This is a genomic window from Inquilinus sp. NPDC058860 (genome assembly GCF_042743185.1).
GTDB lineage: Bacteria > Pseudomonadota > Alphaproteobacteria > DSM-16000 > Inquilinaceae > Inquilinus.
This window is the reverse complement of record NZ_JBHYMS010000012.1, coordinates 111,568-134,086: the sequence shown is the minus strand read 5'-3', so window position 1 is coordinate 134,086 and position 22,519 is coordinate 111,568. Positions and strand designations below refer to the sequence as shown.

The 22,519-nt window shown below is 70.1% G+C and carries 20 protein-coding genes; 2 read left to right on the top strand and 18 right to left on the bottom strand.

Annotation, left to right across the window (positions count from 1 at the left end; translation table 11 throughout):
* Positions 1-286: 286 nt before the first annotated feature.
* From ACFW16_RS11075 to ACFW16_RS11055, 5 genes are all read right to left on the bottom strand, one after another.
* A complete protein-coding gene (locus ACFW16_RS11075) occupies positions 287-1,390 on the bottom strand; it encodes a LacI family DNA-binding transcriptional regulator (protein WP_380304759.1) in 1,104 nt (367 codons plus the stop codon).
* A 77-nt stretch (positions 1,391-1,467) separates the two neighbouring features.
* Positions 1,468-2,049, bottom strand: a complete 582-nt coding sequence (locus ACFW16_RS11070) for a histidine phosphatase family protein (protein ID WP_380304757.1) — start codon at positions 2,047-2,049, stop codon at positions 1,468-1,470.
* A gap of 36 nt (positions 2,050-2,085) precedes the next feature.
* Positions 2,086-2,328, bottom strand: coding sequence for a Rieske (2Fe-2S) protein (locus ACFW16_RS11065; RefSeq protein WP_380304800.1), 243 nt, complete (start codon positions 2,326-2,328; stop codon positions 2,086-2,088).
* Between the two features lie 150 nt (positions 2,329-2,478).
* Positions 2,479-3,603, bottom strand: coding sequence for a 4-hydroxyphenylpyruvate dioxygenase (gene hppD, locus ACFW16_RS11060; RefSeq protein WP_380304755.1), 1,125 nt, complete (start codon positions 3,601-3,603; stop codon positions 2,479-2,481).
* A 283-nt stretch (positions 3,604-3,886) separates the two neighbouring features.
* Positions 3,887-4,660, bottom strand: coding sequence for a ferredoxin--NADP reductase (locus ACFW16_RS11055; protein ID WP_380304753.1), 774 nt, complete (start codon positions 4,658-4,660; stop codon positions 3,887-3,889).
* A 220-nt stretch (positions 4,661-4,880) separates the two neighbouring features.
* On the opposite strand from ACFW16_RS11055, the gene ACFW16_RS11050 reads away from it, so the two are divergent.
* Positions 4,881-6,080, top strand: coding sequence for an amidohydrolase family protein (locus tag ACFW16_RS11050; RefSeq protein WP_380304751.1), 1,200 nt, complete (start codon positions 4,881-4,883; stop codon positions 6,078-6,080).
* 3 nt (positions 6,081-6,083) lie between these two features.
* Here the strand turns inward: ACFW16_RS11050 and ACFW16_RS11045 are convergent, their stop codons facing one another.
* Entirely contained in the window at positions 6,084-7,289 is a 1,206-nt protein-coding gene (locus ACFW16_RS11045) for a calcium-binding protein (RefSeq protein ID WP_380304749.1), read from the bottom strand.
* A gap of 237 nt (positions 7,290-7,526) precedes the next feature.
* Between ACFW16_RS11045 and ACFW16_RS11040 the strand changes: the two genes are divergently transcribed.
* The gene (locus ACFW16_RS11040) at positions 7,527-9,038 is read left to right on the top strand and encodes a calcium-binding protein (protein WP_380304748.1); all 1,512 of its coding nucleotides are present in this window, start codon (positions 7,527-7,529) and stop codon (positions 9,036-9,038) included.
* Between the two features lie 12 nt (positions 9,039-9,050).
* Here the strand turns inward: ACFW16_RS11040 and ACFW16_RS11035 are convergent, their stop codons facing one another.
* The 12 genes from ACFW16_RS11035 to ACFW16_RS10980 all read right to left on the bottom strand — a co-directional run bounded on the left by ACFW16_RS11035 (position 9,051) and on the right by ACFW16_RS10980 (position 22,454).
* The gene (locus ACFW16_RS11035) at positions 9,051-9,497 is read right to left on the bottom strand and encodes a MarR family winged helix-turn-helix transcriptional regulator (RefSeq protein WP_380304746.1); all 447 of its coding nucleotides are present in this window, start codon (positions 9,495-9,497) and stop codon (positions 9,051-9,053) included.
* Between the two features lie 12 nt (positions 9,498-9,509).
* The gene (locus ACFW16_RS11030; protein ID WP_380304744.1) at positions 9,510-10,214 is read right to left on the bottom strand and encodes an ABC transporter ATP-binding protein; all 705 of its coding nucleotides are present in this window, start codon (positions 10,212-10,214) and stop codon (positions 9,510-9,512) included.
* Positions 10,211-10,990, bottom strand: coding sequence for an ABC transporter ATP-binding protein (locus tag ACFW16_RS11025; protein WP_380304742.1), 780 nt, complete (start codon positions 10,988-10,990; stop codon positions 10,211-10,213). Before ACFW16_RS11025 ends, ACFW16_RS11030 begins: the two co-directional genes overlap by 4 nt.
* Positions 10,987-12,873 (bottom strand): ABC transporter permease, encoded by a 1,887-nt coding sequence (locus ACFW16_RS11020; RefSeq protein WP_380304740.1) that lies wholly within the window; start codon positions 12,871-12,873, stop codon positions 10,987-10,989. The genes ACFW16_RS11025 and ACFW16_RS11020 overlap by 4 nt, the downstream gene beginning before the upstream one ends.
* A gap of 100 nt (positions 12,874-12,973) precedes the next feature.
* Positions 12,974-14,176 carry an ABC transporter substrate-binding protein gene (locus tag ACFW16_RS11015; protein ID WP_380304738.1) on the bottom strand — a complete coding sequence of 401 codons (1,203 nt, stop codon included), beginning with the start codon at positions 14,174-14,176 and terminating at the stop codon, positions 12,974-12,976.
* A gap of 222 nt (positions 14,177-14,398) precedes the next feature.
* A complete protein-coding gene (locus tag ACFW16_RS11010) occupies positions 14,399-14,983 on the bottom strand; it encodes an amino acid synthesis family protein (protein WP_380304736.1) in 585 nt (194 codons plus the stop codon).
* Entirely contained in the window at positions 14,980-15,564 is a 585-nt protein-coding gene (locus tag ACFW16_RS11005) for an amino acid synthesis family protein (RefSeq protein WP_380304734.1), read from the bottom strand. The genes ACFW16_RS11010 and ACFW16_RS11005 overlap by 4 nt, the downstream gene beginning before the upstream one ends.
* Positions 15,557-16,441: a UPF0280 family protein gene (locus ACFW16_RS11000; protein ID WP_380304732.1), complete on the bottom strand. Its 885-nt coding sequence runs from the start codon at positions 16,439-16,441 to the stop codon at positions 15,557-15,559. The genes ACFW16_RS11005 and ACFW16_RS11000 overlap by 8 nt, the downstream gene beginning before the upstream one ends.
* A gap of 9 nt (positions 16,442-16,450) precedes the next feature.
* Entirely contained in the window at positions 16,451-17,935 is a 1,485-nt protein-coding gene (locus ACFW16_RS10995) for a 6-hydroxynicotinate reductase (protein WP_380304730.1), read from the bottom strand.
* Position 17,936: 1 nt separating this feature from the next.
* Complete coding sequence (locus ACFW16_RS10990) at positions 17,937-20,705, bottom strand: molybdopterin-dependent oxidoreductase (RefSeq protein ID WP_380304729.1); 2,769 nt, start codon at positions 20,703-20,705, stop codon at positions 17,937-17,939.
* A gap of 1 nt (position 20,706) precedes the next feature.
* A complete protein-coding gene (locus ACFW16_RS10985; protein WP_380304727.1) occupies positions 20,707-21,555 on the bottom strand; it encodes an FAD binding domain-containing protein in 849 nt (282 codons plus the stop codon).
* A gap of 140 nt (positions 21,556-21,695) precedes the next feature.
* Entirely contained in the window at positions 21,696-22,454 is a 759-nt protein-coding gene (locus ACFW16_RS10980) for an MOSC domain-containing protein (protein ID WP_380304725.1), read from the bottom strand.
* Between the last annotated feature and the right edge of the window lie 65 nt (positions 22,455-22,519).

Sequence of the window (22,519 nt, the reverse complement as noted above, 5' to 3'; positions counted from 1 at the left end):
CCTCCTACACTGCCGCCGCTTCTCCGCGGGTTTTGCAGAAGCGTAATCCGGGGCCGCGGCCACCTCAATCGGGGGGTGATAGAATCTATCCCATCCCATCAGCCGCCGATCGGCCGCGGTGATGGATTTGACGTTTGTGGATCTCAGAGACCGTTTGGAAATGCGCTGGTGTGAGTCGCTGGCGGTGGTTTCGAGAACCGGCGCGCAGCGGACGTTTGAGTCCGTGAGCACCGGAAGCGCAGAAACCGCCGTCAGACGGCCGCACCAGTAGCGTTTCCAAACGGTCTCAGGCCGGGTCGACATTCTCCGAGACATAGATCCGGAACGGCAGCACGCGATGGCGCAGCCCGGCCGGCGGCCCGTCCGAGGTGGCCTCGATCATTTCGGCCACGACGGCGGAGCAGAACTCGTCGACGGGCAGCGCGATGACGGTGCTCACGAACCCGTCGATGAGCGCGGCCCGGGTGGCGTCCGTGAGCTCGTTGCAGACGACGGCGAGGCCTTTGCGGTTCTCCTCGCGCAGGGCGCGGATGATGCCCTCGCGCCCGCCGCCCGCGTCGTAGATGCCGACAAGGTCGGGATGGCGCTGCAGCAGCTCCAGGGTGAAGGCGTGGGCGACCGCGGGGTCGTCGAGATTGATCGCGGTCTCCAGCAGCTCGAAGCCGCGGCCGTGCTCGCGGAAATACGACCGGAAGCCGATCTCGCACATCTCCTGGCCCAGATAGCGATGGCTGCCCACGAAGACCGCGACCTGTCCCGGCCGCCCGGCCGTCCGCGCGATCAGCCAGGCGCCTGTCCGCCCGACCTTCCGGCTGTCGAGGCCGACATATCCCGCGCGATCCGGCGCCGACAGGTCGGAGAGCAGCGTGAACACCGGCACGCCGCGGCCCGCCAGCTCGGCGACGGCCCTGGTCACATGCGGATGGTCGACCGCGACGCAGGCCACGGCGTCGCAGCGGCCGCCCAGGCGGACCAGCTCGTCCGCGATCCGCACGGGCGCCAGCTCGTCGACATGGATCACCGCCGCCTCGCCGCGGATCTGCCGGGCGGCGGCCGTGGCGCGGACAACCGAGGCGCCGATCGCCTGATAGAAGGCGTCGCGGCTTTTCTGGAGCAGGAAGCCGAAGCGCCGGCGGGGCTGGGCCGCGGCCAGCAGGCGCTGCTTGATGATGCCCGCGCCGTGATAGCCGATGCGCTCCGCGGCCGTCAGGACCCGTTCCGCGGTGGCCTCGCGAACCGGCCGCCGCCCATTCAGGACGCGGTCCACGGTCGCCACGCCGACCCCCGCGGCCGCGGCCACGTCGGCGAGCGTCACGCGACGGCGGGCGTCGTCTTGCGAAGCAGGAGCCTCCGCCAGCATGGCCTCCCTCGTCTCCGGATGAAGATCCATCCGAATCCATCATTCAGGCCGGAAAACGAGCCGTCAACGGGATGAGGTCGTTCCGGGCCGGATGACGCCAGCCGCGGCTATCTCTGGTTCCAGCGCCGGACGACCGGTTCGGTGAGGTCGTGCTCGTAGCCCAGGACGCTGATGCTGGCGGTGTCCAGCACGAAGCGCGATCCCTCCTGCGGCGGCAGGCCGATCCAGCGCGCCGCCAGGACCCGGAGGAAATGGGAGCTCGAGAACACCAGGACCGTGCCGGCCGCCTGCCGGAACCGGCCGACCACGGCATCCGCCCGGGCGCCGACCTGCGCCGCGTCCTCGCCCCCGGGGCAGCCGTCCCGGAACAGCTGCCAGCCGGGGCGTTCGGCCAGGATCTGCTTGGTCGTGACGCCCTCATAGGCGCCGTAGTCCCACTCAGCCAGCTCGTCCTTGATCACGGCGCCGTCACCGAAGCCGGCGAGCGCGCAGGTGGTCCGGGCCCGCAGCGACGGGCTCGACCAGACCGCCGCGAAGGACGGCCCCCGCAGCCGTTCGGCAAGCCCGCGCGCCGCCGCCTCGCCCGCTTCGGTCAGCGGGATGTCGGTGCGGCCGGTGTGCCTGCCGGACCGGCTCCATTCCGTCTCGCCGTGCCGGACGAGATACAGTTCGGGAAAGGGGCTGCTCATGGGCTCGTCTCTCGGTCGCGCGGAGTCTCGGCGATCCTAGCCCATGACGATCGTGCCGTCGGCCTCCACCCGCACCGGAATCGCGTCGAGCCCGCAATCGGCCGGGCCGGAGACGGGGCTGCCGTCCCCGGCATCGAATTCGGCGAAGTGGTTGGAGCAGACGAGGCGCTGCCCGTCCGCGCTCAGCACGCTGCCGCCGCGCCAGGTCAGCGGCAGGAAGGCGTGCGGGCAGGCGTCCAGGAACGCCCGCACCGTGCCGCCGCGGCGGACCAGCAGCATGGCGAACACGCGGCGGCCGGTGCCGAAGGCGAGGGGGCGGACGCCCGGATCCTCGATCTCGTCGAGCCGCCCAGCGCCGTGCCCGGCGCCGGGGATGAGGACGCCGGCGCCAGGCCGGCCCCTCGTCCGGCGGTGCGAACGGGTTGCCGGTCACGCTGCCTGGTGGTCGTCGGCCGACAGCACGCCACGCCGGATCTGGTCCTCCTCGATGCTCTCGAACAGGGCGCGGAAATTGCCCTCGCCGAAGCCGTCATCGCCCTTGCGCTGGATGAACTCGAAGAAGATCGGGCCGATCACGGTCTGCGAGAAGATCTGCAGCAGCACCTTGGTGTGCGCGCCCTCGACCACGCCCTCGCCGTCGATCAGCAGGCCGAGCTCGCGCAGCCTCTCGACCGGCTCGCCATGCTTCGGCAGGCGGCCGTCGATCTTCTCGTAGTAGGTGTCGGGCGGGGCCGGCATGAAGGCCAGGCCGTTGCGGTCCAGCCGGCTGACCGAAGCGTAGATGTCGCGGCTGCCCAGCGCCACGTGCTGGATGCCCTCCCCTTTGTAAGCGCGCAGATACTCTTCGATCTGGCTCTTCTCGTCCGCGCTCTCGTTGATCGGGATGCGGATCTTGCCGTCCGGGCTGGTCAGGGCGCGGGAATAGAGCCCGGTCAGCTTGCCGCTGATGTCGAAGTAGCGGATCTGGCGGAAGTTGAAGAGGCGGCTGTAGAAGCCGACCCAGACATCCATCTGGCCGCGATGCACGTTGTGGGTCAGGTGGTCGACATAGTAGAGGCCCGCAGGCTCGGGGTGCGGCTCGGCCTCGCCGATCCAGTCGAAATCGACCTCGTAGATCGACCCCTTCGCGCCGTAGCGGTCGACGAGGTAGAGCAGCGAGCCGCCGATGCCCTCGATCGCCGGGATACACAGCTCGCCCGCATTCACCCGGGTCTCGACCGGCTTGGCGCCCAGCGACACGGCGCGCTTGAAGGCGTGGTCGGCATCGGCGACGCGGAAGGCCATGGCGCAGGCGCAGGGCCCGTGCCTGCGGGCGAAGTCGCTGGCGAAGCTGTCCGGCTCGGCATTGACGATGAAGTTGATGTCGCCCTGGCGGTACAGCGTCACCCGCTTCGACTTGTGCCGCGCCACCGGCACGAAGCCCATGGTCTCGAACAGGGCCCCCAGCTTTTCCGGCTCGGCCGAGGCGTATTCGACGAACTCGAACCCGTCCGTGCCCATCGGGTTGGACTCGGTGATCTCGGCCGGCGGGGCGTCGTGCGGATAGGGGCCCATGCTGCTCTCCTGGCGTGGCGGTCCAGGAAGAATGATAGCAGGGAGGGTACGGTCGTTCCGTGCGAAACGAGGGGCGGCTAAGGTCGTCGATGCGCGTTTCGCGCGTGGATGACGCTAACAGCGCCATAAGTCAGCGCAGCGTAGGTTGGGTTCGCGAATGCGAACCCAACACCCGTTCCGGTGGCACCATGTTGGGTTCGCCGTCGCGAACCCAACCTACGGAAGAACGAAAAAGGCCGCCGGATCGCTCCGGCGGCCTTGGTTCTTCGGCGGCGGTGCCGCGCTACTTCTCGACGAAGGCCTTCTCGATGACATAGTCGCCGGGCTCGCCGTGGTTGCCCTCGACGAAACCGCGCTCCTCCAGGATCACCTTGAGGTCGGCCAGCATCAGCGGGCTGCCGCACAGCATGACCCGGTCGTGCTCGACCGACAGCGGCGGCAGGCCGATATCCTCGAACAGCTTGTTCGACGTGATCAGGTCGGTGATCCGGCCGCGGTTGCGGAACGGCTCGCGCGTCACGGTCGGGTAGTAGATCAGCTTGCCGCGGATCTCCTCGCCCAGGAACTCGTCCTGCGGCAGCTCCTGCGTGATCAGCTCGCCATAGGCCAGCTCGGCGATCTGGCGGCAGCCATGCAGCAGCACGACCTTCTCGAACCGCTCATAGGTCTCGGGGTCGCGGATCAGGCTCAGGAACGGCGCCAGGCCGGTGCCGGTGCCCAGCAGGTACAGGTTGCGGCCGGGCTTGAGGTTGTCGAGCACCAGCGTCCCCGTGGCCTTGCGGCCGACGATGACGGGATCGCCTTCCTTCAGATGCTGCAGGCGCGAGGTCAGCGGCCCGTTCTGCACCTTGATCGAGAAGAACTCGAGCCCGTCCTCGTAGTTCGGGCTGACGACGCTGTAGGCGCGCAGCAGCGGCTTGCCGTCGACCGGAATCCCGATCATCGTGAACTGGCCGTTCTTGAACCGGAACGTCGGGTTGCGGGTCGTCTTGAAGCTGAAGAGCGTGTCGGTCCAGTGATGGACGCTCAGAACGCGCTCCTCATTGAAGTTGCTCATGCCTCGTCACCCTTCGCTCGCGACCACGCGCAGAATGTGGGAAATAGCCTCGCCGGTGTCGAGCCGATGCGTGTAGATTCTTCCGGCGAAATTTGCAAGGCGGCCTTGCTGCGGCATAATTTGTTTGTATACTAACAATAAATGCGAACGGATTGCGCTGTCAATCGTTCGCGACAGGAGAGGCGCCCCGGCAGCGGGGCAGCGACGAAGGAAAATCCTCATGGCGCATGACGAGCCGCAGAAGCCGGCCGGTCCGGCCAAGCTGGTGATCCGCAACATCGGGCTGCTGCTCAGCGGCAAGCTGGAGGCGCCGATCCTCGACGCCGACACCGTGGTCGCGGTCGACGGCCGCATCACCGCGGTCGGACGCGAGAAGGATGTCGACACCGAAGGCGCCACCACCCTGATCGACGCCCACGGCACGACGCTGGCGCCCGGGCTGATCGACAGCCATGTCCATCCGGTGATCGGCGACTGGACGCCGCGGCAGAACCAGATCGGCTGGATCGACAGCAGCCTGCATGGCGGCGTCACCACCATGATCTCGGCCGGCGAGGTGCATCTGCCCGGCCGGCCGCGCGACGTGGTCGGGCTGAAGGCCCTGGCGGTCACGGCGCAGCGCAGCTTCTCCGCCTTCCGCCCCTCCGGCGTGAAGATCCATGCCGGCGCGCCGGTGATCGAGAAGGAGATGGAGGAGCAGGACTTCAAGGACTTGGCCGCTGCCGGCGTCACCCTGCTCGGCGAGATCGGGCTCGGCGGGGTCAAGGACGGGCCGACCGCCCACCGCATGGTGGAATGGGCCCGCAAATACGGGATCCAGAGCACAATCCACACCGGCGGCCCGTCGATCCCCGGCTCCGGCCTGATCGACAAGGATGTGGTGCTGGAGACCGATGCCGACGTGGTCGGCCACATCAATGGCGGCCACACCGCCCTGCCGGACGGCCAGATCCGCTGCATCTGCGAGGGCTGCCGGCGCGGGCTGGAGCTGGTGCACAACGGCAATGAGCGGGCGGCGCTGTTCACCCTGCGCACGGCGCGGGAGATGGGGCAGCTGGAGCGCGTGATCCTGGGCACCGACGCGCCGGCCGGGTCCGGCGTCCAGCCGCTCGGCATCCTGCGCATGGTGGCGATGCTGTCCTCGCTCGGCGAGGTGCCGGCCGAGACCGCCTTCTGCTTCGCCACCGGCAACACTGCGCGGATGCGCAAGCTCGACGCCGGCATCATCGAGCCCGGCTGGTCGGCCGATTTCGTCTTCCTCGACACCGCCCAGCATTCCGCCGGCACCTCACTGCTGGAGAGCGTGCAGCTGGGCGACCTGCCGGGCGTCGGCATGACCGTGATCGACGGCGTGGTGCGCAGCCAGCGCAGCCGCAACACCCCGCCGGCGACCCGGGTGCCGGTGGTGGTGAGGGGGTAGAGCCTACAGCACGAAATCCGCGGCGGTCAGCGGAGCGTCGGCGAAGATCTGCACCAGGAAGTCGGTGCGGTGGTCGCCGTCGACATCCGCCCGGACCAGGAAGCTGCGCCCGGTGCCGACCGTCGTGATCAGCAGCTCGGCGCCGGCGCCGGTGTAGGTGGTGCCGTAGGTGATGGTGAAGGCGGTGTCGCCGTTGGCGGCGTCACCGTCGGCGTCGATGGCGCCGAGGTCGACGATATCGCCCTCGGCATGGGAGAAGTCATGGATCTTCTCCCGGAAATTGGCGTTTGAGGTGACCTCGGTGTCGGCCAGCGAGGTGTAGACGAAGCGGTCGGCCCCGGTCGCGTCGTAGAGATCGTCGCCGTGGAGATCGTCGTTGCCGGCGCCGCCGATGATCGTGTCGTCGCCGGCGCCGCCCTGCAGCCCGTCGTGGTAAGCCCCTCCGTCCAGGACATCGTTGCCGTCGCCGCCGTAGAAATAATCGGCATAATCCGCCCCGGTCGCGATGTCGTCGCCGCCCAGGCCGTGGAAGCTGTTGATCGCACCGAGGCCGCGCAGGATGTTGACGCCGTCGTCGCCGGTCACGTCGATCCCGCGCAGCCGGCTGCCCTCTATGATCTCGATCCCGCTCAGCACATCGCCTTCGGCGTCGCCGCCGGTGCTGACGCCGGTGGTCAGGTTGATCGTCGGTCCGACCGGGCTGTCGGCGTAGCTGACCGTGTCGATGCCGGCGCCGCCGAGGAGGTGGTCTGCCCCGGCGCCGCCGTCCAGCACGTCGTCGCCGTCGCCGCCGTTGAGGATGTCGCGGCCGGCCACGCCGAACAGGACGTCGGCCCCGGCCAGGCCGCGCAGCGCGTTGTCGCCCGCATCGCCGGTCAAGGCGTCGTCGAACACGCTGCCGCGGACGATCTCGAAGCTGTCCAGCAGCACGTCGCCCTCGGCGTGGCCGCCATGGCCGGTGCCGGCGGTCAGGTCGACCGAGACGCCGGCGGCGCTGTCGCCATAGTTGAGGATGTCGATCCCGGCCCCGCCGCTCAACGTGTCGGCGCCGGCGCCGCCATAGAGAGTGTCGTCGCCATCGCCGCCGTCGAGCCGGTCGATCCCCGCCCGCCCGCGCAGCAGGTCGTTTCCTCCAAGGCCCGTGACAGTGTCGTCACCGCTGCTGCCGAACAGCCGGTCGTCGTCTTCGGTGCCGATCAGGATCGTCATCTCTCCCCCCTATGCGTTGGACGATGTCGGCCGATATCTGCTCGATGCATGAAATCTTATTTCGGTGGAAGTCTATAGATTTCGGCCGATTGGAGTCCATGGCTGTCAGATGAAATCTGTCGAGCCGGAGACCGGGACGGCGCCGTCCGCATCGTATGTTCGGCTGATGCGGCGGGCGGTTCGGAAAGGCTAGGGTTCACGCAACAGCGCTACGAGGCACGACCACAGGTGCGCCCCATGAGCGACATCTTCGGCGACGACAATCCCAACACCCTCTACGCCACGGACACCCTCGACCACGTGTACGGCCGGGGCGGTGACGACACGTTGATCGCGGTCAAAGGCTACGACAGCCTCTACGGCGAGGCAGGCCACGACGTCTTGTTCAGCGGCGGCGGCCTCAACCAACTCTATGGCGGGGAAGGCAACGACACTGTCAGCTACAGCCGTGCCTCTGCTCTCGAGGGAGGCGCCTATGCCGTGATCGGCGGGCGTCTCTTGGGCGCGGGAGCCGCGCACCTCGACACGATCGGAACGGATGTCGAGAACCTCATCGGGACGCAGTTCAGTGACTGGTTGTTCGGATCAGAATCGAACAACGCCCTCATGGGCGAACGCCCCGGCGATGCCTTGGGGGCCGGCGACGAGCTGCACGGCAGGGGCGGCGACGACGCGCTCTATGGCTTTCTTGGCGATGACAAGCTTGATGGCGGTGCCGGTGCCGATTCTCTGTTTGCCGGCTCGGAGGACGACAGGCTCCACGGCGATGCCGGTGCCGATCACCTGTTCGGTGAAGAGGGAGAGGATGTCCTGCGCGGCGGCGATGGCGACGATCGGTTGAGTGGCGGGGAGGGAGCCGACATCCTGCTGGGCGGCGCCGGCCTCGACACCGCCCGGTACGGGGCGGCCTCGGCCGGGGTGACCGTCACGATCGGCGACTACGGGCTCCGCGGCGAGGCGGAGGGTGATTTCGTCGGGCCGGATATCGAGAACATCGAAGGCTCCTACTATGCCGATGTGCTCACCGGCTCGGCCGCGGACAACGTGCTGGACGGCGGCGGCGTCGGCATCTCTCCCCACACAGGCGGCGATGACAGACTCTTCGGGCTCGGCGGAAACGACACGCTTCTCGGCAGGCTGGGCGACGATATCCTCAATGGCGGCACCGGGGCCGACCGGCTCGTCGGCGGCGACGGCAGCGACACGGCCAGCTACTACACCGGCTCGGTCGGGGTCGCGGTCAGCCTGGTCACCGGCGCCGGCCGCGGCGGCGAGGCGCAGGGGGATGTCCTGACCGCAATCGAGAACCTCTCCGGCAGCCAGGGCAACGACAGCCTGGTCGGGAACACCTGGGCCAACACGCTGCTGGGCTGGGCCGGCAACGATGTGCTTGTCGGGGCCGGCGGCAGGGACGTGCTCACCGGCGGTGCCGGGGCCGACCGCTTCGCCTATGGCAGCATCGCCCAGAGCCCGACCGGGGCCGGCGCCGACCGGATCACCGATTTCAGCCATGCCCAGGGCGACCGCATCGACCTGTCGGCGATCGATGCGAACACCGTCGTCGCCGGCAACCAGGCCTTCAGCTTCATCGGAACCGCCGCCTATGGCGGTGTCGCCGGCCAACTGCGCTATGTCACGCGCGACGGTGTCACCACCATCGGCGGCGACATCAACGGCGACAGGATCACCGATTTCCATATCACACTGACCGGCAGCGTCGCTCTGGTCGCCGCCGACTTCGTGCTGTAGGGCCCGGCCCGGCTAGCTCAGCCGGCGCAGCAGCCCGATCAGCGCCGTCCGCTCGGCCTCGTCCAGCGGCGCCAGGGTCTCCTCGGTGATGCGGAGCGCATTCGGCACGGTGCGCTCGGCCAGGGCCTGGCCGGCGGGGCTCAGGGCGACCTCCAGCCGGCGTCCGTCCTCCGGGTCCGGTCTGGTCTCGATCAGGCCGCGCTTGCCCAGCCGGTCGACCACGCCCTTGATCGTCGCCGCGTCCATGGCGGTGCGGCGGCCGAGCCGGTTCTGCGAGCAGGGGCCGCGCTCCAGGAGCTTGGCCAGCACCGCCCATTGCGTCGCGGTCAGGTCCGGGTCGCCGATGCCGGAGGCGAAGATCGCGGCATGGCGCTGGCTGACTTGGCGCAGGATGAAGCCGATCTGGTCGTCGAGGATATAGGGGCCTGCCCCTGATCCGCGTGTCGCGGTGATGGTCATCGCCGGTTCCTATCACACCGCGAGATAGGCGTCGCGGATCTCCGGCTGCGCCTCCAGCTCGGCCATGGTGCCGCCGAAGCGGATGCGGCCGGTCTCGATGATGTAGGCGCGGTCGGAGATCAGCCGGGCGAAGTGCAGGTTCTGCTCGGACAGCAGCACGCTCAGGCCCTCCCGCTTCATCGCCAGGATGGCGTCGGCCATCTGCTCGACGATCTTCGGCGCCAGCCCCTCGGACGGCTCGTCCAGCAGCACCAGGGACGGGTTGCCCGCCAACGTGCGGGCGATGGTCAGCATCTGCTGCTCGCCGCCGCTCATCCGCCCGCCGGGGCGGCGGCGCATCTCGGCCAGGTTGGGGAACAGGGCGTAGAGCCGCTCCGGCGTCCAGGTCGGGGCGCCCGGCCGTGGCGGCTGCAGGCCGACCGCCAGGTTCTCCTCCACCGTCAGGTCGGTGAAGATCCGCCGGTCCTCCGGCACATAGCCCAGGCCGGCGCGGGCGATCTCATGCGTCGGCCGTGCCGAGATGTCGGCGCCGCGGAACAGGATCCTGCCCTCCCGACGCGGCACCAGCCCTACCAGCGAGCGGAAGGTGGTGGACTTGCCGGCGCCGTTGCGGCCGAGGAAGGCGACGACCTCGCCCTCATCGACCTCAAAGCCGACATCGAACAGGATGTGCGCCGGGCCGTAATGGGCGTTGAGGCCGGAGACCGAGAGCGTCATGCGGACACCTCCTCACGATGCCGAGCGTCGTAGACCAGGCCGTCGCCGAGATAGACCGCGCGCACCTGCGGGTCGCGGCGCACCGCCTCGGGCGTACCCTCGGCGATCAGCGCGCCGCGGTTCAGCACCATGATCCGGTCGGCATGTTCGAACACCACGTCCATGTCGTGCTCGGTGAACAGCACGCCGATCCGCCGCTGCCGCGCCACCTCCGCGGTCAGGCGCATCAGCGCCACCCGCTCCCTCGGCGCCATGCCGGCGGTCGGCTCGTCCATCAGCAGCAGCTTCGGCGCGTTGGCCAGGGCGATCGACAGCTCCAGCCGCTTGACGTCGCCATAGGCCAGCTCGCCGCAGGCCCGTTCCGCCGCGTCGCCCAGCCCGACGAGGGCGAGCAGCGCGTCGGCCTCGGCGCGATAGGCGCGGCCGGCGAAATTGAGGCCGAACCGGCGGTGATGCGACAGCAGCGCGGTCTGCACATTCTCGCGCACGGTCATCGAGGCGAAGGTGGCGGCGATCTGGAAGGTGCGGCCGACCCCCAGGCGCCAGACCCGGCGCGGCGCCAGCCCGGTGATGTCGCGCCCCTCCAGCCGGACACGGCCGGCATCGGGGCGGATCTGGCCGTTCAGCATGTTGAAGCAGGTGCTCTTGCCGGCGCCGTTCGGCCCGATCAGGGCCAGGATCCCGCCGGCCTCGAGCGTGAAGTCGACGCCGCGCACCGCCTGCACCCCGGCATAGGATTTGGCCAGGCTTTCGACCTGCAGCAGGGGGGCGCTCATTCCGCGGCCTCCATCCGAGATGCGGCGGCAGAGATGGACGCGGGCGGTTTCCGCCGGCGGGCGCGCAGCTCCTCGACGAACCCGACTAGGCCCTTGGGGAAGGCCACGACCAGCAGCACGATGATGCCGCCCAGCACCAGCTTCGACAGGTCGGTCTGGCTGACCAGCCAGATCGCCAGCGCCTTGTAGACGATGGCGCCGACCACGGCGCCGGAGATGGTCTCGATGCCGCCCAGCAGCACCATGACCAAGCCGTCGATCGACAGCGGGATGCCGAGATTGTCGGGGAAGACGCTGCCCTTGAGGAAGGCGAACAGCGCTCCGGCCAGCCCGGCCATGGTGCCGGCGACCAGGAAGGCGGTCCATTGCACCCCGGCCCGGCCGATGCCGATCGCCTCGGCCCGCTGGGTCGAATCCCGCACGCCGCGCAGGGCGTAGCCGAAGGGCGAGAAGGTCAGCACCCGCAAGCTTGCGATGCCGGCGGCCGCCACCGCCAGCGCCAGCCAGTAGAAGCCGGCCGGGTTCGCCGCCCAGGACGACGGCCAGATCCCCAGCATGCCGTTGTCGCCGCCGGTCACCTCGACCCATTGCGTCGCCACCGACCAGGTGATCTGGGCGAAGGCCAGGGTCAGCATGGCGAAATAGACGCCGGACAGGCGGACGCAGAAGGCGCCGAACAGCGCCGCCCCGAGCAGACCGAACAGCGGCCCGGCCAGCAGCGCCGCCTCCATCGGCAGGCCCAGCGCCTTGACCGCGAAGGCCGCGCCGTAGGTGCCGAGGCCGAAATAGGCGGCATGGCCGAAGGAGGCGAGGCCGCCGGTGGTCATCAGGAACTGCAGGCTGGCGGCGAACAGGGCGAAGATCGCGATCTCGGACGCCACCGCCAGGGCATAGCCGCCGGCCACCGTCGGCAGCAGCGCCGCGACCGCGAGCGCGGCCAGCAGGGCGATGCGCTCGCCCGGGGCGAAGGGCCGCCAGGGCCGGATGGCGATGCCGATGGTCGGCCGCGCTGGCCCCTCCGGCTTGCCCAGCAGGCCCCAGGGCCGCACCACCAGGACGCAGGCCATCACCAGGAACACCAGCACCAGCGAGATGGTGGGGAAGACCAGGATACCGAAGGCGTTCAGCTCCGACACCAGCACCGCGGCGATGAAGGCGCCGGGCACGCTGCCCAGCCCGCCGATCACCACCACGACGAAGACCTCGACGATGATGCGCAGATCCATGGTGTGGGTGACCGCGTCGCGCGGGATCTGCAGCGCCCCGCCGAGGCCGGCCAGGAACACGCCGAGCGCGAAGACGCTGGTGAACAGCCATTTCTGGTTCACGCCCAGTGCCGCGATCATGTCGCGATCCTGGGTCGCCGCCCGCACCAGCACGCCCCAGCGGGTGCGCCGGAACAGGAGCCACAGCAGGCCGAGCACGACGGGGCCGAGGACGATCAGGAACAGGTCGTACAGCGGCAGCCTCTGGCCCAGGATCTCGACCGCGCCGCGGAAGCCCGGCGCGCGGCGGCCGACCAGGTCCTCCGGCCCCCAGATCAGCACCACCAGGTCCGCGACCATCAGGGTGACGCCGAAGGTGGCGAGCAGTTGGAACAGCTCCGGCGCCCGGTAGATCCGGCGCAGCAGCACGATCTCCAGCAGCGCGCCGAGCGCCGCCACGATCAGGGCCGCGGCGACGAGCCCGCCCCAGAAGCCCAGCGCGCCGGAGAACCGCTCGGTCAGGGTGTAGGCGAGGTATGCGCCCAGCATGTAGAAGGCGCCGTGCGCGAAGTTCACGATCCGCGTCACGCCGAAGATGATCGACAGGCCCGACGCCACCAGGAACAGCGAGGCGGCGCTGGCGAGTCCGGTCAGGAACTGGGCGACGAGGAAATCCACGTGGTGCTCCCAACTCGCGTAGGTTGGGTTCGCAGCTCGCGAACCCAACAGGACGGAACACTGTTGGGCTCGCCGGGGGCGAACCCAACCTACAAGGGCGCTATTCCGCCGGCCGCAGCTTCGCGACCTCGGCGTCGCCCGGCAGGTACTGGGCGCCGTCGCGGTACTGGAAGTCGGTCATCACGCCCTTGCCGTCCTCGACCGTGGTCTTGCCGACGAAGGCGCCGAGGGTCGACTGGTGGTCGATCTTGCGGAAGGTGATGGGGCCGAACGGGCTGTCGACGCCGATGCCCTCGGCCGCCGCGATCATCTTGTCGGTGTCGGCCGACCCGGCCTTGGCCAGGATCGCCGCGATCGACTTCATCGTGGTGTAGCCGACGATCGAGCCGAGCCGCGGATAGTCGTCGTACTTGGCCTGATAGGCCTTCAGGAACGCGTCATGCTCCGGCGTCTTGATCGCGGACCAGGGATAGCCGGTGACGATCCAGCCCTCCGGCGTCTCGTCCTTCAGCGGGTCGAGATACTCGGGCTCGCCGGTCAGGAAGCTGACCACGGACCGGTCCTCGAACAGGCCGCGGGTGTTGCCCTCGCGCACGAACTTCACCAGGTCGGCGCCGAAGGTGACGTTCAGGATCGCCTCCGGCTTCGACGCGGCCAGCGCCTGCACCACCGAACCGGCGTCGATCTTGCCCTGCGGCGGCCACTGCGCGTCGACCCATTCGATGTCCGGCCGCTTGGCCGACAGCAGCTGCTTGAACACCGCGACGGCCGACTGGCCGTATTCGTAGTTCGGCGCCACCGTCGCCCAGCGCTTGGCCGGCAGCTTCGCCGCTTCCTCGGCCAGCATCGCCGCCTGCATGTAGTTCGACGGGCGCAGGCGGAAGGTGTAGCGGTTGCCGTTGGCCCAGGTGACGGCGTCGGTCAGGGGCTCCGCCGCCATGAAGAACACCTTCTTCTGCTTGGCGAAGTCCGACACGGCCAGGCCGATATTGGAGAAGAAGGTGCCGGCCAGGATGGTCACGCCCTCGGACGAGACCAGCTCGTTGGCGGCGGTCACGGCGTCGGCCGGCTTGCCGCCGTCGTCCTTGGAGATGACGACCAGCTTCTGGCCGTTCACTCCGCCGGCGGCGTTGATCTCCTCGATCGCCAGCTGCCAGCCCTTGCGGTAGGGCTCGGTGAAGGCCGGCAGGCCGGAATAGCTGTTGATCTCCCCGATCTTGATCTCCTGCGCCTCGGCGGATGCCGGGGTGCCGAGCGCGGCGAACAGCGCCAACGCCGCCGCGACGTGAAACCCTGCCTTCATCCCTGTCTCCTTCGTGTCCTTGTCGGTCGGGCTGCCTTGTGGTTTGCCCTTATGCCGCATTGGTTTACCGCCCTACACCGCGCTGCGCCCTTTTCTTCAACTGTCATCCTCGGGCTTGACCCGAGGATCCAGGGGCGGCCAGAGCGGTTCCCTGTGGCCCCTGGATTGCCGGGTCAAGCCCGGCAATGACAAAGAAGCAAAGCCAGGGCCCGCTTCAAGGCCCTATCGCAACCCGTCCTCTCCCTTGATCTCGCTCGTCTTCAGGCCGCCGACCCGGGGCAGGGGGCGGCCGCTGTCGGTCACCGCCACCGCGACCACGATCTCGCCGGCGCGCGGCGCATCGGCGATGCGCACCTCCATGCCGTCGAAATGGCTGCGGACATAGGCCGCGTCCTTGTGGCCCAGCGGGATGTCCAGCGCCACGCCCGGGCCGCCGCGCTTCTTCGAAGACGGGATCAGCGCGGCACCCTTGCCCAGGACCTTGCGCACCGGCGTGCCCAGCTTCGGGTGCAGGATGGCGGCGGCATGCTCCAGCTCGCCGTTCTCGCCCACCGCCGCAGCCTTGCCGTAGCTCTCCGCCGCCGTGCCTTCGATGCCCAGCGCCGCGACCGCCTTCTCGGCCAAGAGGCCGCCCAGCGCCTCGCCGATCTCCACCAGCTCGGTCAGGTCCTCGGCATAGCGGCCGGCGAAGGGGTTTTCGATCACCGCCACGGCGGCGGCGCGGCGAGTCGGCGGGGTGACCGGCCGGCCCATCTCGGTCACCGTCTCCTCGACCACCGTGACGATCTTGCGGATCTTCGCACTCATCGCAGGCCGTCCTCGCCCTTGATCTCGCCGGCCTTCAGCCCGCCGACGCGGGCATGGATGCGGGCGCCGGTGGTCATCACCAGCACCAGCGCGATTTCGTCGGCCTTCGGCCCGTCCGGCACGCCGACCTCCATCGCGTCGAAATGGCTGCGGACATAGGAGGCGTCGATATGAGTGACCGGCACGTCGAGGCGTGTACCGGGCCCGCCGACCTTCTTGGCCGAGGGCACGATCGCCTTGGCGCCGCCCAGCGCCTCGCGCATGGCGTAGCCGCCGGGGACATGCCACAGCGCGCCGTGCTCCAGCTCGCCGGCGGCGCCGACGATGGCGCCCTTGCCGTAGCCTTCGATGGCCTTCGGGTCGCCGCCGAGCGCCCGGATCAGCTGCTGCGCCATGGCCAGGCCCAGCGGCTTCAGATCGTCCATGAAGCCCGCGATCTCCTCGACATAGCGGCCGGCGAAGGGATTGCGGATCACGGCAATGATGGCGCCCCGCCGCAGCGGTGTCGTGGCCGGGGGCCCGCCCTCGTGGAAGATCTCCTCGACGGTGACCAGGCGCTTGCGGATCTCGACCTCAGGCATGGATCAGGCTCTTTGCTTGCGGAGAAGTGCGTGCGTCCAGCCCCACCGTCCGCGTCTCGCCGGCCAGATGCAAGGCGGCGGCGCGGATCAGGCCGCGGGCGATCAGGGTTTCCGCCCAGGCGGCGCCGGCGGCGAGGGCGGCATTGATCTCAACTGCATCCAGCGGGCCGACGTCGCGGGTCACCGGGCGGTCGCCCAGGTCGCTGTCGGGCTGCAGCTCGCGCGCCGGAATGCGGGCGATCACGGGATGGCCGGGCAGGTCGACGGCATTGGCCACAACCGTGGCGGCGGCATCCGCATCGGCGGCGCCGGCGGCCAGGATGGTAACGGCATCGGCGATGCCGAGCGAAAAGCTGCGGCCGCGCCAGCCGCTGGTGGCGATGCCGCGGATCCTGTCCTCGGCGGCCAGAACGGTGGTGCCGAACAGGCCGGCCCGGTCCGGCCGGTCGACCAGGCCGATGGTGAAGCTCTGGCCCGGCGCCAGATGCAACGCGATGTCCCCGCCATTGTTGACATAGGCGCGGGCCAGCGGCGCCGCTGCGGTCATCGCCGCCAGCACCGCCTCGGCCACGGCGCCGGCCACCGCCGCCATCGGGGTGATGAAGCTCTCGGCGGCATAGGGCGCCACCGCGTCGTGCATGCGGCGGGCGATCGGGCCTTGCAGCGGGCAGCGGTCAGGCCGCGCCTGGGCGCGCAGCAGCGCCAGCTCGTCGCACAGCTCGTCCAAGAGGCCGGTGAAGCGCCGCGCCGCCGCCTCATAGGCCGCCCGCACCGAATCCGCCGCCCCGGCCGCCTCGACGACCAGGTCGATCGGCCCGTCCTGCAGGTGCAGGCGCCGCCCGTCGGGCAACAGCGCGATCTGCGGCAGGCGAGCCATCGGCGGGCCTCAGCCGTGCGACCGCTTCGCGCCTTCCGGCGCGAAGGGCCAGGGGTTGTCGCGATGGCCCGGCACCTGCCGCCGCGCCACGTCGACGCCGAGGGAGGAGAGGGGGCGGACATGGTCCATATGCCCCTCCAGCGCCTCGTAGTCGGACAGGCGCAGGGTAAACTCGATCGGCGCCACCAGCGCCGGGGTCGGGACATAGCCGAAGGCGTTCTCCGGCACCCTTGTCACATCGACCATGAAGGTGATACCGCCGCCGGGCCAGACATAGACCGGGGCGCCGCCGCAGGTGACATAGGTCAGCGCCTGCTTCACCGACCGGGTCAGCCGCACCGGGTTCTCGGTGACGCCGGAGCGCAATGAGCCGCCGGCCCCGCCCATGAACAGCACGGTACACAGCGCCGGCTCGCAATTCTCCTCGATCCGCGCGATCGACTGCTGCAGCGCCGCCGGCAGCTCGTGCTGCACCGGCTTCAGCTCGTCATCCAGCACGTAATAGGCGAAGTGCTCGCCGGTGGTGCTGACCATCAGCATGGTCAGGCCGGGCCGTGCCGCCTTCGGGTTGAACGGCCCCAGGATCGACAGCGGGTCGGAGATGTCGGTGCCGCCCCAGCCGGTGCCGGGCTGCGCCACCTGGAAGTAGCGGCCGGGGGTGGAGCGGCGGCCCTTCATGTGGATGCCGGTGTCGGGGATGCCCAAGAGCTTGCCGGCCTGGTGCTCCGACAGCACGCCGGTGATGTGGTCGTCGACCACCACCACCTCGTCGACCTTGCCGTGCCACTGCTTGGCGAACATGCCGATGGTGGCGGAGCCGCAGCCGACCCGCATCCGCTCCTCGGCCGCGCCGTTGACGATCGGCGGCCGGCCGGCCTGCACGATCACGGTGGCGCCGTCGTCGATGGTCAGCTCGACCGCGCGGCCGTTGCTCAGCTCCAAGAGGGTGTCGCAGGTGACGCGGCCCTCCTTCTTGCTGCCGCCGGTCAGGTGGTGCACGCCGCCCAGCGACAGCATCTGCGACCCGTACTCGCCGGTGGTGACGTGGCCGACCGGCTCGCCCTGGGCCCGCACCAGGCTGCGCTCCGGCCCCAGATGGCGGTCGGTGTCGACCTTCACCTTGACGCCGCAGTAGCTGAAGATGCCCTCGGTCACCACCGTGACCATGTCGACGCCGTCGACCTCGGCCGAGACGATGAAGGGCGCGGGCTTGTAGTCCGGATAGGTGGTGCCGGCGCCGATCGCGGTGACGAAGGTCTCCGGCCCGCGCACCAGCTTGCCGTCCCAGTCGCCGGTGCGGCTGAACGGCACCACGCTGCCGCCCTGCTGCAGGGTACGGTCCAGCACCACATGCGGGTCGACCCGGACCAGCGTGCCGTCATGGTTGGCATAGCGGTCGCAGGCCCCGGCGGCGCCGGGCTTGATGTAGCACATCACCGGGCAGGCATCGCAGCGGATGCGGCCGTCCTCGGTCTTGTCGGCGGGCTGGGACATGTCAGTCTCGAGTCTGGCCGGGCTGTCCGGCCGCCAGGATCGCGGCGCGGATTCGGTCCGGCGTCGCCGGCACCCGGCGGATGCGCACGCCGGTGGCGTCGTGGATGGCGTTCAGGATGGCGGGGGCGGTGGGGATCAGCGCCTGCTCGCCGATGCCCTTGGCGCCGAACGGGCCGACCGGGGCGGCGTCCTCGATCAGGATCGATTCCACCGGCGGCATGTCGCCGGCCGAAGGGATCAGATAGTCGTGCAGGTTCTCGCCGCGGCCGGGATGGAACTCCTCCATCAGCGCCAGGCCGAGGCCCTGGGCGGCGCCGCCTTCGATCTGGCCTTCGACCAGGGTCGGGTTGATCGCCCGGCCGACATCGTGCGCGGCGGTGATCTTGAGCACGCGCACGGTGCCGAGCTCGATGTCGACCTCGACCTCCGCCATGTGGGCGCCGAAACCGTAGACGGCGTAGGGCACGCCCTGGCCGTCCGCGTCCAGCGGGCTGGTCGGCGGGTCGAAGGTGGCTTCGGCGGCCAGGACGTAGCCGCGCTCGTCCTGCGGCAACGTCGCCAGATCCAGGCTGCGGGCATGCTCGCCCTCGGTCACCGTCACCCTTCCATCGGCGAAGGCGATGGCGGCGCCCTCGCCGGCATTGGCCAGGCGCAGCAGGTCGCGGCGCAGGTCGCGGCCCGCCAGCTCCGCCGCCTTGCCGGTGACGAAGGTCTGGCGCGAGGCCGAGGTCTTGCCGCAGTCCGGCGTCAGGTCGGTGTCGGCCGAGACCAGGTCGAAACGGTCGATCGGCGCGCCCAGCGCGTCGGCGCAGATCTGGGTGACGACGGTGTTGGAGCCCTGGCCGATATCGACCGCGCCCTGGTGCAGGGCGATCCGCCCGTCCGGCTTCAGCCCGACGCGGATGGTCGACGGGTTGGGCAGCGAGGTGTTGCCGCAGCCATACCACATGCCGGCGACGCCGGCGCCGCGGCGCAGCGGGCCCGTGGCAGTGTGGTTGAACGCCGCGGCCCCCTTCCGCGCCCGCTGCCAATGCGGCCGCAGCGATTCCAGGCAGGCGCGGATGCCGGTGCCTTTGCCCAGCACCTGGCCGGTCACAGTGGGCTGGTCGGGCCGCAGCGCGTTGGTGATGCGGAACTCCAGCCGGTCCAGGCCAAGCCGGTCGGCCAGTTCGTCATACAGCTGCTCCTGCGCCACCCCGGCCTGGGGCACGCCGAAGCCGCGGAAGGCGCCGGCCGGCACCAGATGGGTGTGCACGGCGCGGGTCAGGGCCCGGTAATGCGGCACGTAATAGGGGCCGGAGGCGTGCACCGGCACGCGGTTGGCCACGGTCGGGCCCCAGGAGGAATAGGCGCCGGTGTTGAAGTCACCGGCGAAATCCATCGCCGCCAGCTTGCCGTCCCTGGTCGCGCCGACCCGGGCGCGGATGCGCGACGGGTGGCGCTTGGTCGTGGTCATGATCGACTCGCTGCGGGAATAGACCATCCGCACCGGCCGCTTCAGATGCCAGGCCGCGATCGCGATGAAGGGCTGCAGCGACAGGTCCAGCTTGGAGCCGAAGCCGCCGCCGACCGCGGTCGGGATGATGCGCACCGCCTCGGGCGCGATACCCAGGATCCTGGCTACGTCGTCGCGGTCCATATAGGGCGCCTGGGTGCAGGCCTGGATCTCGATCCGGTCGCCGACCCGGCGCGCGAAGCCGGCCTCGGGCTCGATATAGGCGTGCTCGACGAAGCCGGTCTCGAACTCGCCCTCGACCACGACGTCGGCTGCCGTCAGCGCTGCGTCGGCATCGCCGCGGACGACGCGGCCGCGCACCAGGATGTTGCCGGCGCGGTCGGCATGGACGAGGTCGGCCCCCGGCACCAGCGCGGCGTCGATGGTGGTGTGGGCGGGCAAGGGTTCCCAGGTGACCGGAAACTCCGGGAGGTCGAGCGACTCGATCGCCCAGCTCTCGCCGACCACCGCGGCCACCGCCTCACCGCGGAACCGGGCTTCGGATTCGGCGAAGGCCGGTTGGTCGGCGAAGGGGCCGATCACGCCGAAGCGGTTCTCACCCGGCACGTCCTTCGCCGTGAACACGCGCACGACGCCGGGATGGGCGGCGACGAAGCCGTCGAGGTCGCCGAAGGCGAAGCGGGCGCGGTGATGCGGGCTGCGGATGGCGCGCAGAGACAGGGCGCCCGACGGGGTCTCGTCCGCGCCGAACACGTCGCGGCCCTCGACCTTGCGGCGGCCGTCCAGCCGGTCGATCCGGGCGCCGACGGCGCGGCCGGCTGCCGGTCCCTCGGCAGCCGCAGGCTCGATGCGGGCGTCGAGGATGGCGGCGACGATCTTGCGATAGCCGGTGCAGCGGCACAGCACACCGCCGATCGCGTTCATCACCTCGGTCTCGCCCGGCTCCGGAGTCCGGTCCAGCAGGGCGGCGGCGGCCACCAGCATGCCGGGGGTGCAGATGCCGCACTGGGCCGCGCCGTGGCGCAGGAAGGCGGATTGCAGCCGCGACGCCGTGGGCGACTGCGCCGGCAACCCCTCGATGGTGGTGACCCGGCGGCCCTCGACCTGGCCGGACGCGACCAGGCAGCCGCAGACCGGGGCGTCGTCCAGCAGCACGGTGCAGGCGCCGCAATCGCCGGCGTCGCAACCGACCTTGGTGCCGGTCAGGCCCAGATCGTCGCGCAGCAGGCGGGTCAGCCGGCCGGCGGGGTCGGCCGGCACCTGCACCGGGCGGCCGTTCAACGTGAAGCCGAGCACGGGACGGGCATCCAGCATCTTAGATCTCCGCCGCAGCGCCGAGGGCGCAGGTATCGAGCGCGCGGCGCACCAGGGTCAGGGCCGCGTCCAAGCGGTAGGCGGCACTGGCGCGGACATCGCCGATCGGCGACAGCGGCGCCAGATGCTCCGGCCGGGTCAGCGCGCCGAGGCCGCGCCGCGCCGGGGCGCCGACGAGGTCCTGCTCCAGCGTCGCCAACCGTTGCGCGACGGCGGAGCAGGAACCGACCGCGATCCGCGCCTGGGCGACCCGGCCCTCGGCATCGGCCGCGACCACCGCCGCCACCATGGCGATCGAGATCACCAGGTAGCGGCGGGCGCCGAGCTTGAGGAAGGCCGAGGCGCCGGCATCGATCGTCCGCGGCACGATCACGGCGGTGACGATCTCGTCCTCGCGCCGGGCGGTGCGGCGGTTGCCGGAGATGAACTCGGACAGGGGCAGGGTGCGGCTGCCGGCGCGGGACCGCAGCTCCACCGCGGCATCCAGCGCCAGCAGCGGCGGCACGCCGTCGGCGGCGGGGGAGGCATTGCACAGGTTGCCGGCGATGGTGCCCAGGTTCTGGATCTGGACGGACCCGACCTCCCGCGCCGCAGCCTTCAGCGCGTCGAAGCAGCGCGGCAGCTTCGTCGCGATGATGGTGCTCCAGCTGGTGCGGGCGCCGATGCGGATGCGGTCGTCACCGAGGACGATGCCGTCCAGCTCCGCCAGCCGCGAGATGTCGATGATCGGTCCGGCCAGCGGGCGGTCTCCCGCCGCCGGAAAGATGTCCGTTCCGCCCGCCAGGATGCGGCCGCCCGGCGCCGAAAGCGCCGCCACCGCCTCATCCAGCGTGCCTGGCCGGAGGTACATGCTGATCTCCCTGGCCTGATCCTGTTCCGAAGATCCGCTGTTCCCCAGCGGTCATTTCATTCGTATACAAACGATCTTCATCCGCACCGGCAGGGCTGTCAAGGCGGGATCGGGCAGGGTGAGACGGAGTCGTGCCGAGGCTACGCGATCGCCAGCGTATCGCCTTCCGCGATACGGCCGCCCACCAGGACCTCGGCATAGATGCCGCAATCGGCGTGGCCGAAGCCGGTGATCAGGGCTTTGGGGATGTTCAGGTCGCGATCGCCGGTCGCCGGGTTGACGTTGGTCGCGGCGCAGCGGCCGATGCGCGACACGACGCGGAGCCGCACCGGCCCGACGGCCAGCTCCTTCCCGACCAGCTCGAACTCCGACCAGGCCGGCAGGCCATCGAGATAAAGGTTGCCGCGGAAGCGCCGCGGGTCGACCGGCGCGCGCGTCACCCGCTCGATGTCCTTCGCCGACGCCAGGTTGATCAGCGAGACCAGCTTTTCCGGCTTGTCGGTGAAGGCGATGCCGGGGGCGGAGACGATCTTCAGCGCGCCGCGCGGGTCCTTCATGAAGGCGTTGAGGAACTGGTTGATCAGCTCCTGCCCGATCGGCAGCGACAGCAGGCCGCGCGCCACCTGCTTGCCGTCGCGCTTCAGCGTCAGCGCCTCGGTGGCATCGTCGTAATCGACGCCCAGCTGGGCCAGCCGCTCGTCGGTCATCAGCTGCAGGAACTGCCGCTTCGGCTGCCAGCTGGGCGCCGTCGGGTCGCATTGGCTGGCGCCGTGCACGATGGCGAAGCGCCGGTCATGCGGCAGCGTCTCCCCGGCGGCGAGATCTGTGGCGGCGAGTTTCTGCCCGGCCAGGCCCTTGACGGGATAGCGGTACAGGTCGGCGAGGCGGGCGGCGGTCATGGCGGGCTGGCTGGCAACGGTTCCGGGACACGACCCTAGCGCGTTATGGCGCGCGGAAACAATCA

What these genes read in the sequence shown, in the direction of transcription:
- ACFW16_RS11035 (WP_380304746.1), bottom strand. Translation starts at nt 9,497, where the DNA reads ATGACCATCACCGCGACACGCGGATCAGGGGCAGGCCCCTATATCCTC.
- ACFW16_RS11025 (WP_380304742.1), bottom strand. Translation starts at nt 10,990, where the DNA reads ATGAGCGCCCCCCTGCTGCAGGTCGAAAGCCTGGCCAAATCCTATGCC.
- ACFW16_RS11065 (WP_380304800.1), bottom strand. Translation starts at nt 2,328, where the DNA reads ATGCTGCTGGTCCGCCGCGGCGGCACGGTGCGGGCGTTCCTGGACGCC.
- ACFW16_RS11045 (WP_380304749.1), bottom strand. Translation starts at nt 7,289, where the DNA reads ATGACGATCCTGATCGGCACCGAAGACGACGACCGGCTGTTCGGCAGC.
- ACFW16_RS11050 (WP_380304751.1), top strand. Translation starts at nt 4,881, where the DNA reads ATGGCGCATGACGAGCCGCAGAAGCCGGCCGGTCCGGCCAAGCTGGTG.
- ACFW16_RS11015 (WP_380304738.1), bottom strand. Translation starts at nt 14,176, where the DNA reads ATGAAGGCAGGGTTTCACGTCGCGGCGGCGTTGGCGCTGTTCGCCGCG.
- ACFW16_RS10985 (WP_380304727.1), bottom strand. Translation starts at nt 21,555, where the DNA reads ATGTACCTCCGGCCAGGCACGCTGGATGAGGCGGTGGCGGCGCTTTCG.
- ACFW16_RS10980 (WP_380304725.1), bottom strand. Translation starts at nt 22,454, where the DNA reads ATGACCGCCGCCCGCCTCGCCGACCTGTACCGCTATCCCGTCAAGGGC.
- ACFW16_RS11005 (WP_380304734.1), bottom strand. Translation starts at nt 15,564, where the DNA reads ATGCCTGAGGTCGAGATCCGCAAGCGCCTGGTCACCGTCGAGGAGATC.
- hppD (WP_380304755.1), bottom strand. Translation starts at nt 3,603, where the DNA reads ATGGGCCCCTATCCGCACGACGCCCCGCCGGCCGAGATCACCGAGTCC.
- ACFW16_RS11070 (WP_380304757.1), bottom strand. Translation starts at nt 2,049, where the DNA reads ATGAGCAGCCCCTTTCCCGAACTGTATCTCGTCCGGCACGGCGAGACG.
- ACFW16_RS11055 (WP_380304753.1), bottom strand. Translation starts at nt 4,660, where the DNA reads ATGAGCAACTTCAATGAGGAGCGCGTTCTGAGCGTCCATCACTGGACC.
- ACFW16_RS11010 (WP_380304736.1), bottom strand. Translation starts at nt 14,983, where the DNA reads ATGAGTGCGAAGATCCGCAAGATCGTCACGGTGGTCGAGGAGACGGTG.
- ACFW16_RS11030 (WP_380304744.1), bottom strand. Translation starts at nt 10,214, where the DNA reads ATGACGCTCTCGGTCTCCGGCCTCAACGCCCATTACGGCCCGGCGCAC.
- ACFW16_RS11040 (WP_380304748.1), top strand. Translation starts at nt 7,527, where the DNA reads ATGAGCGACATCTTCGGCGACGACAATCCCAACACCCTCTACGCCACG.
- ACFW16_RS10995 (WP_380304730.1), bottom strand. Translation starts at nt 17,935, where the DNA reads ATGTCCCAGCCCGCCGACAAGACCGAGGACGGCCGCATCCGCTGCGAT.
- ACFW16_RS10990 (WP_380304729.1), bottom strand. Translation starts at nt 20,705, where the DNA reads ATGCTGGATGCCCGTCCCGTGCTCGGCTTCACGTTGAACGGCCGCCCG.
- ACFW16_RS11000 (WP_380304732.1), bottom strand. Translation starts at nt 16,441, where the DNA reads ATGGCTCGCCTGCCGCAGATCGCGCTGTTGCCCGACGGGCGGCGCCTG.
- ACFW16_RS11075 (WP_380304759.1), bottom strand. Translation starts at nt 1,390, where the DNA reads ATGGATCTTCATCCGGAGACGAGGGAGGCCATGCTGGCGGAGGCTCCT.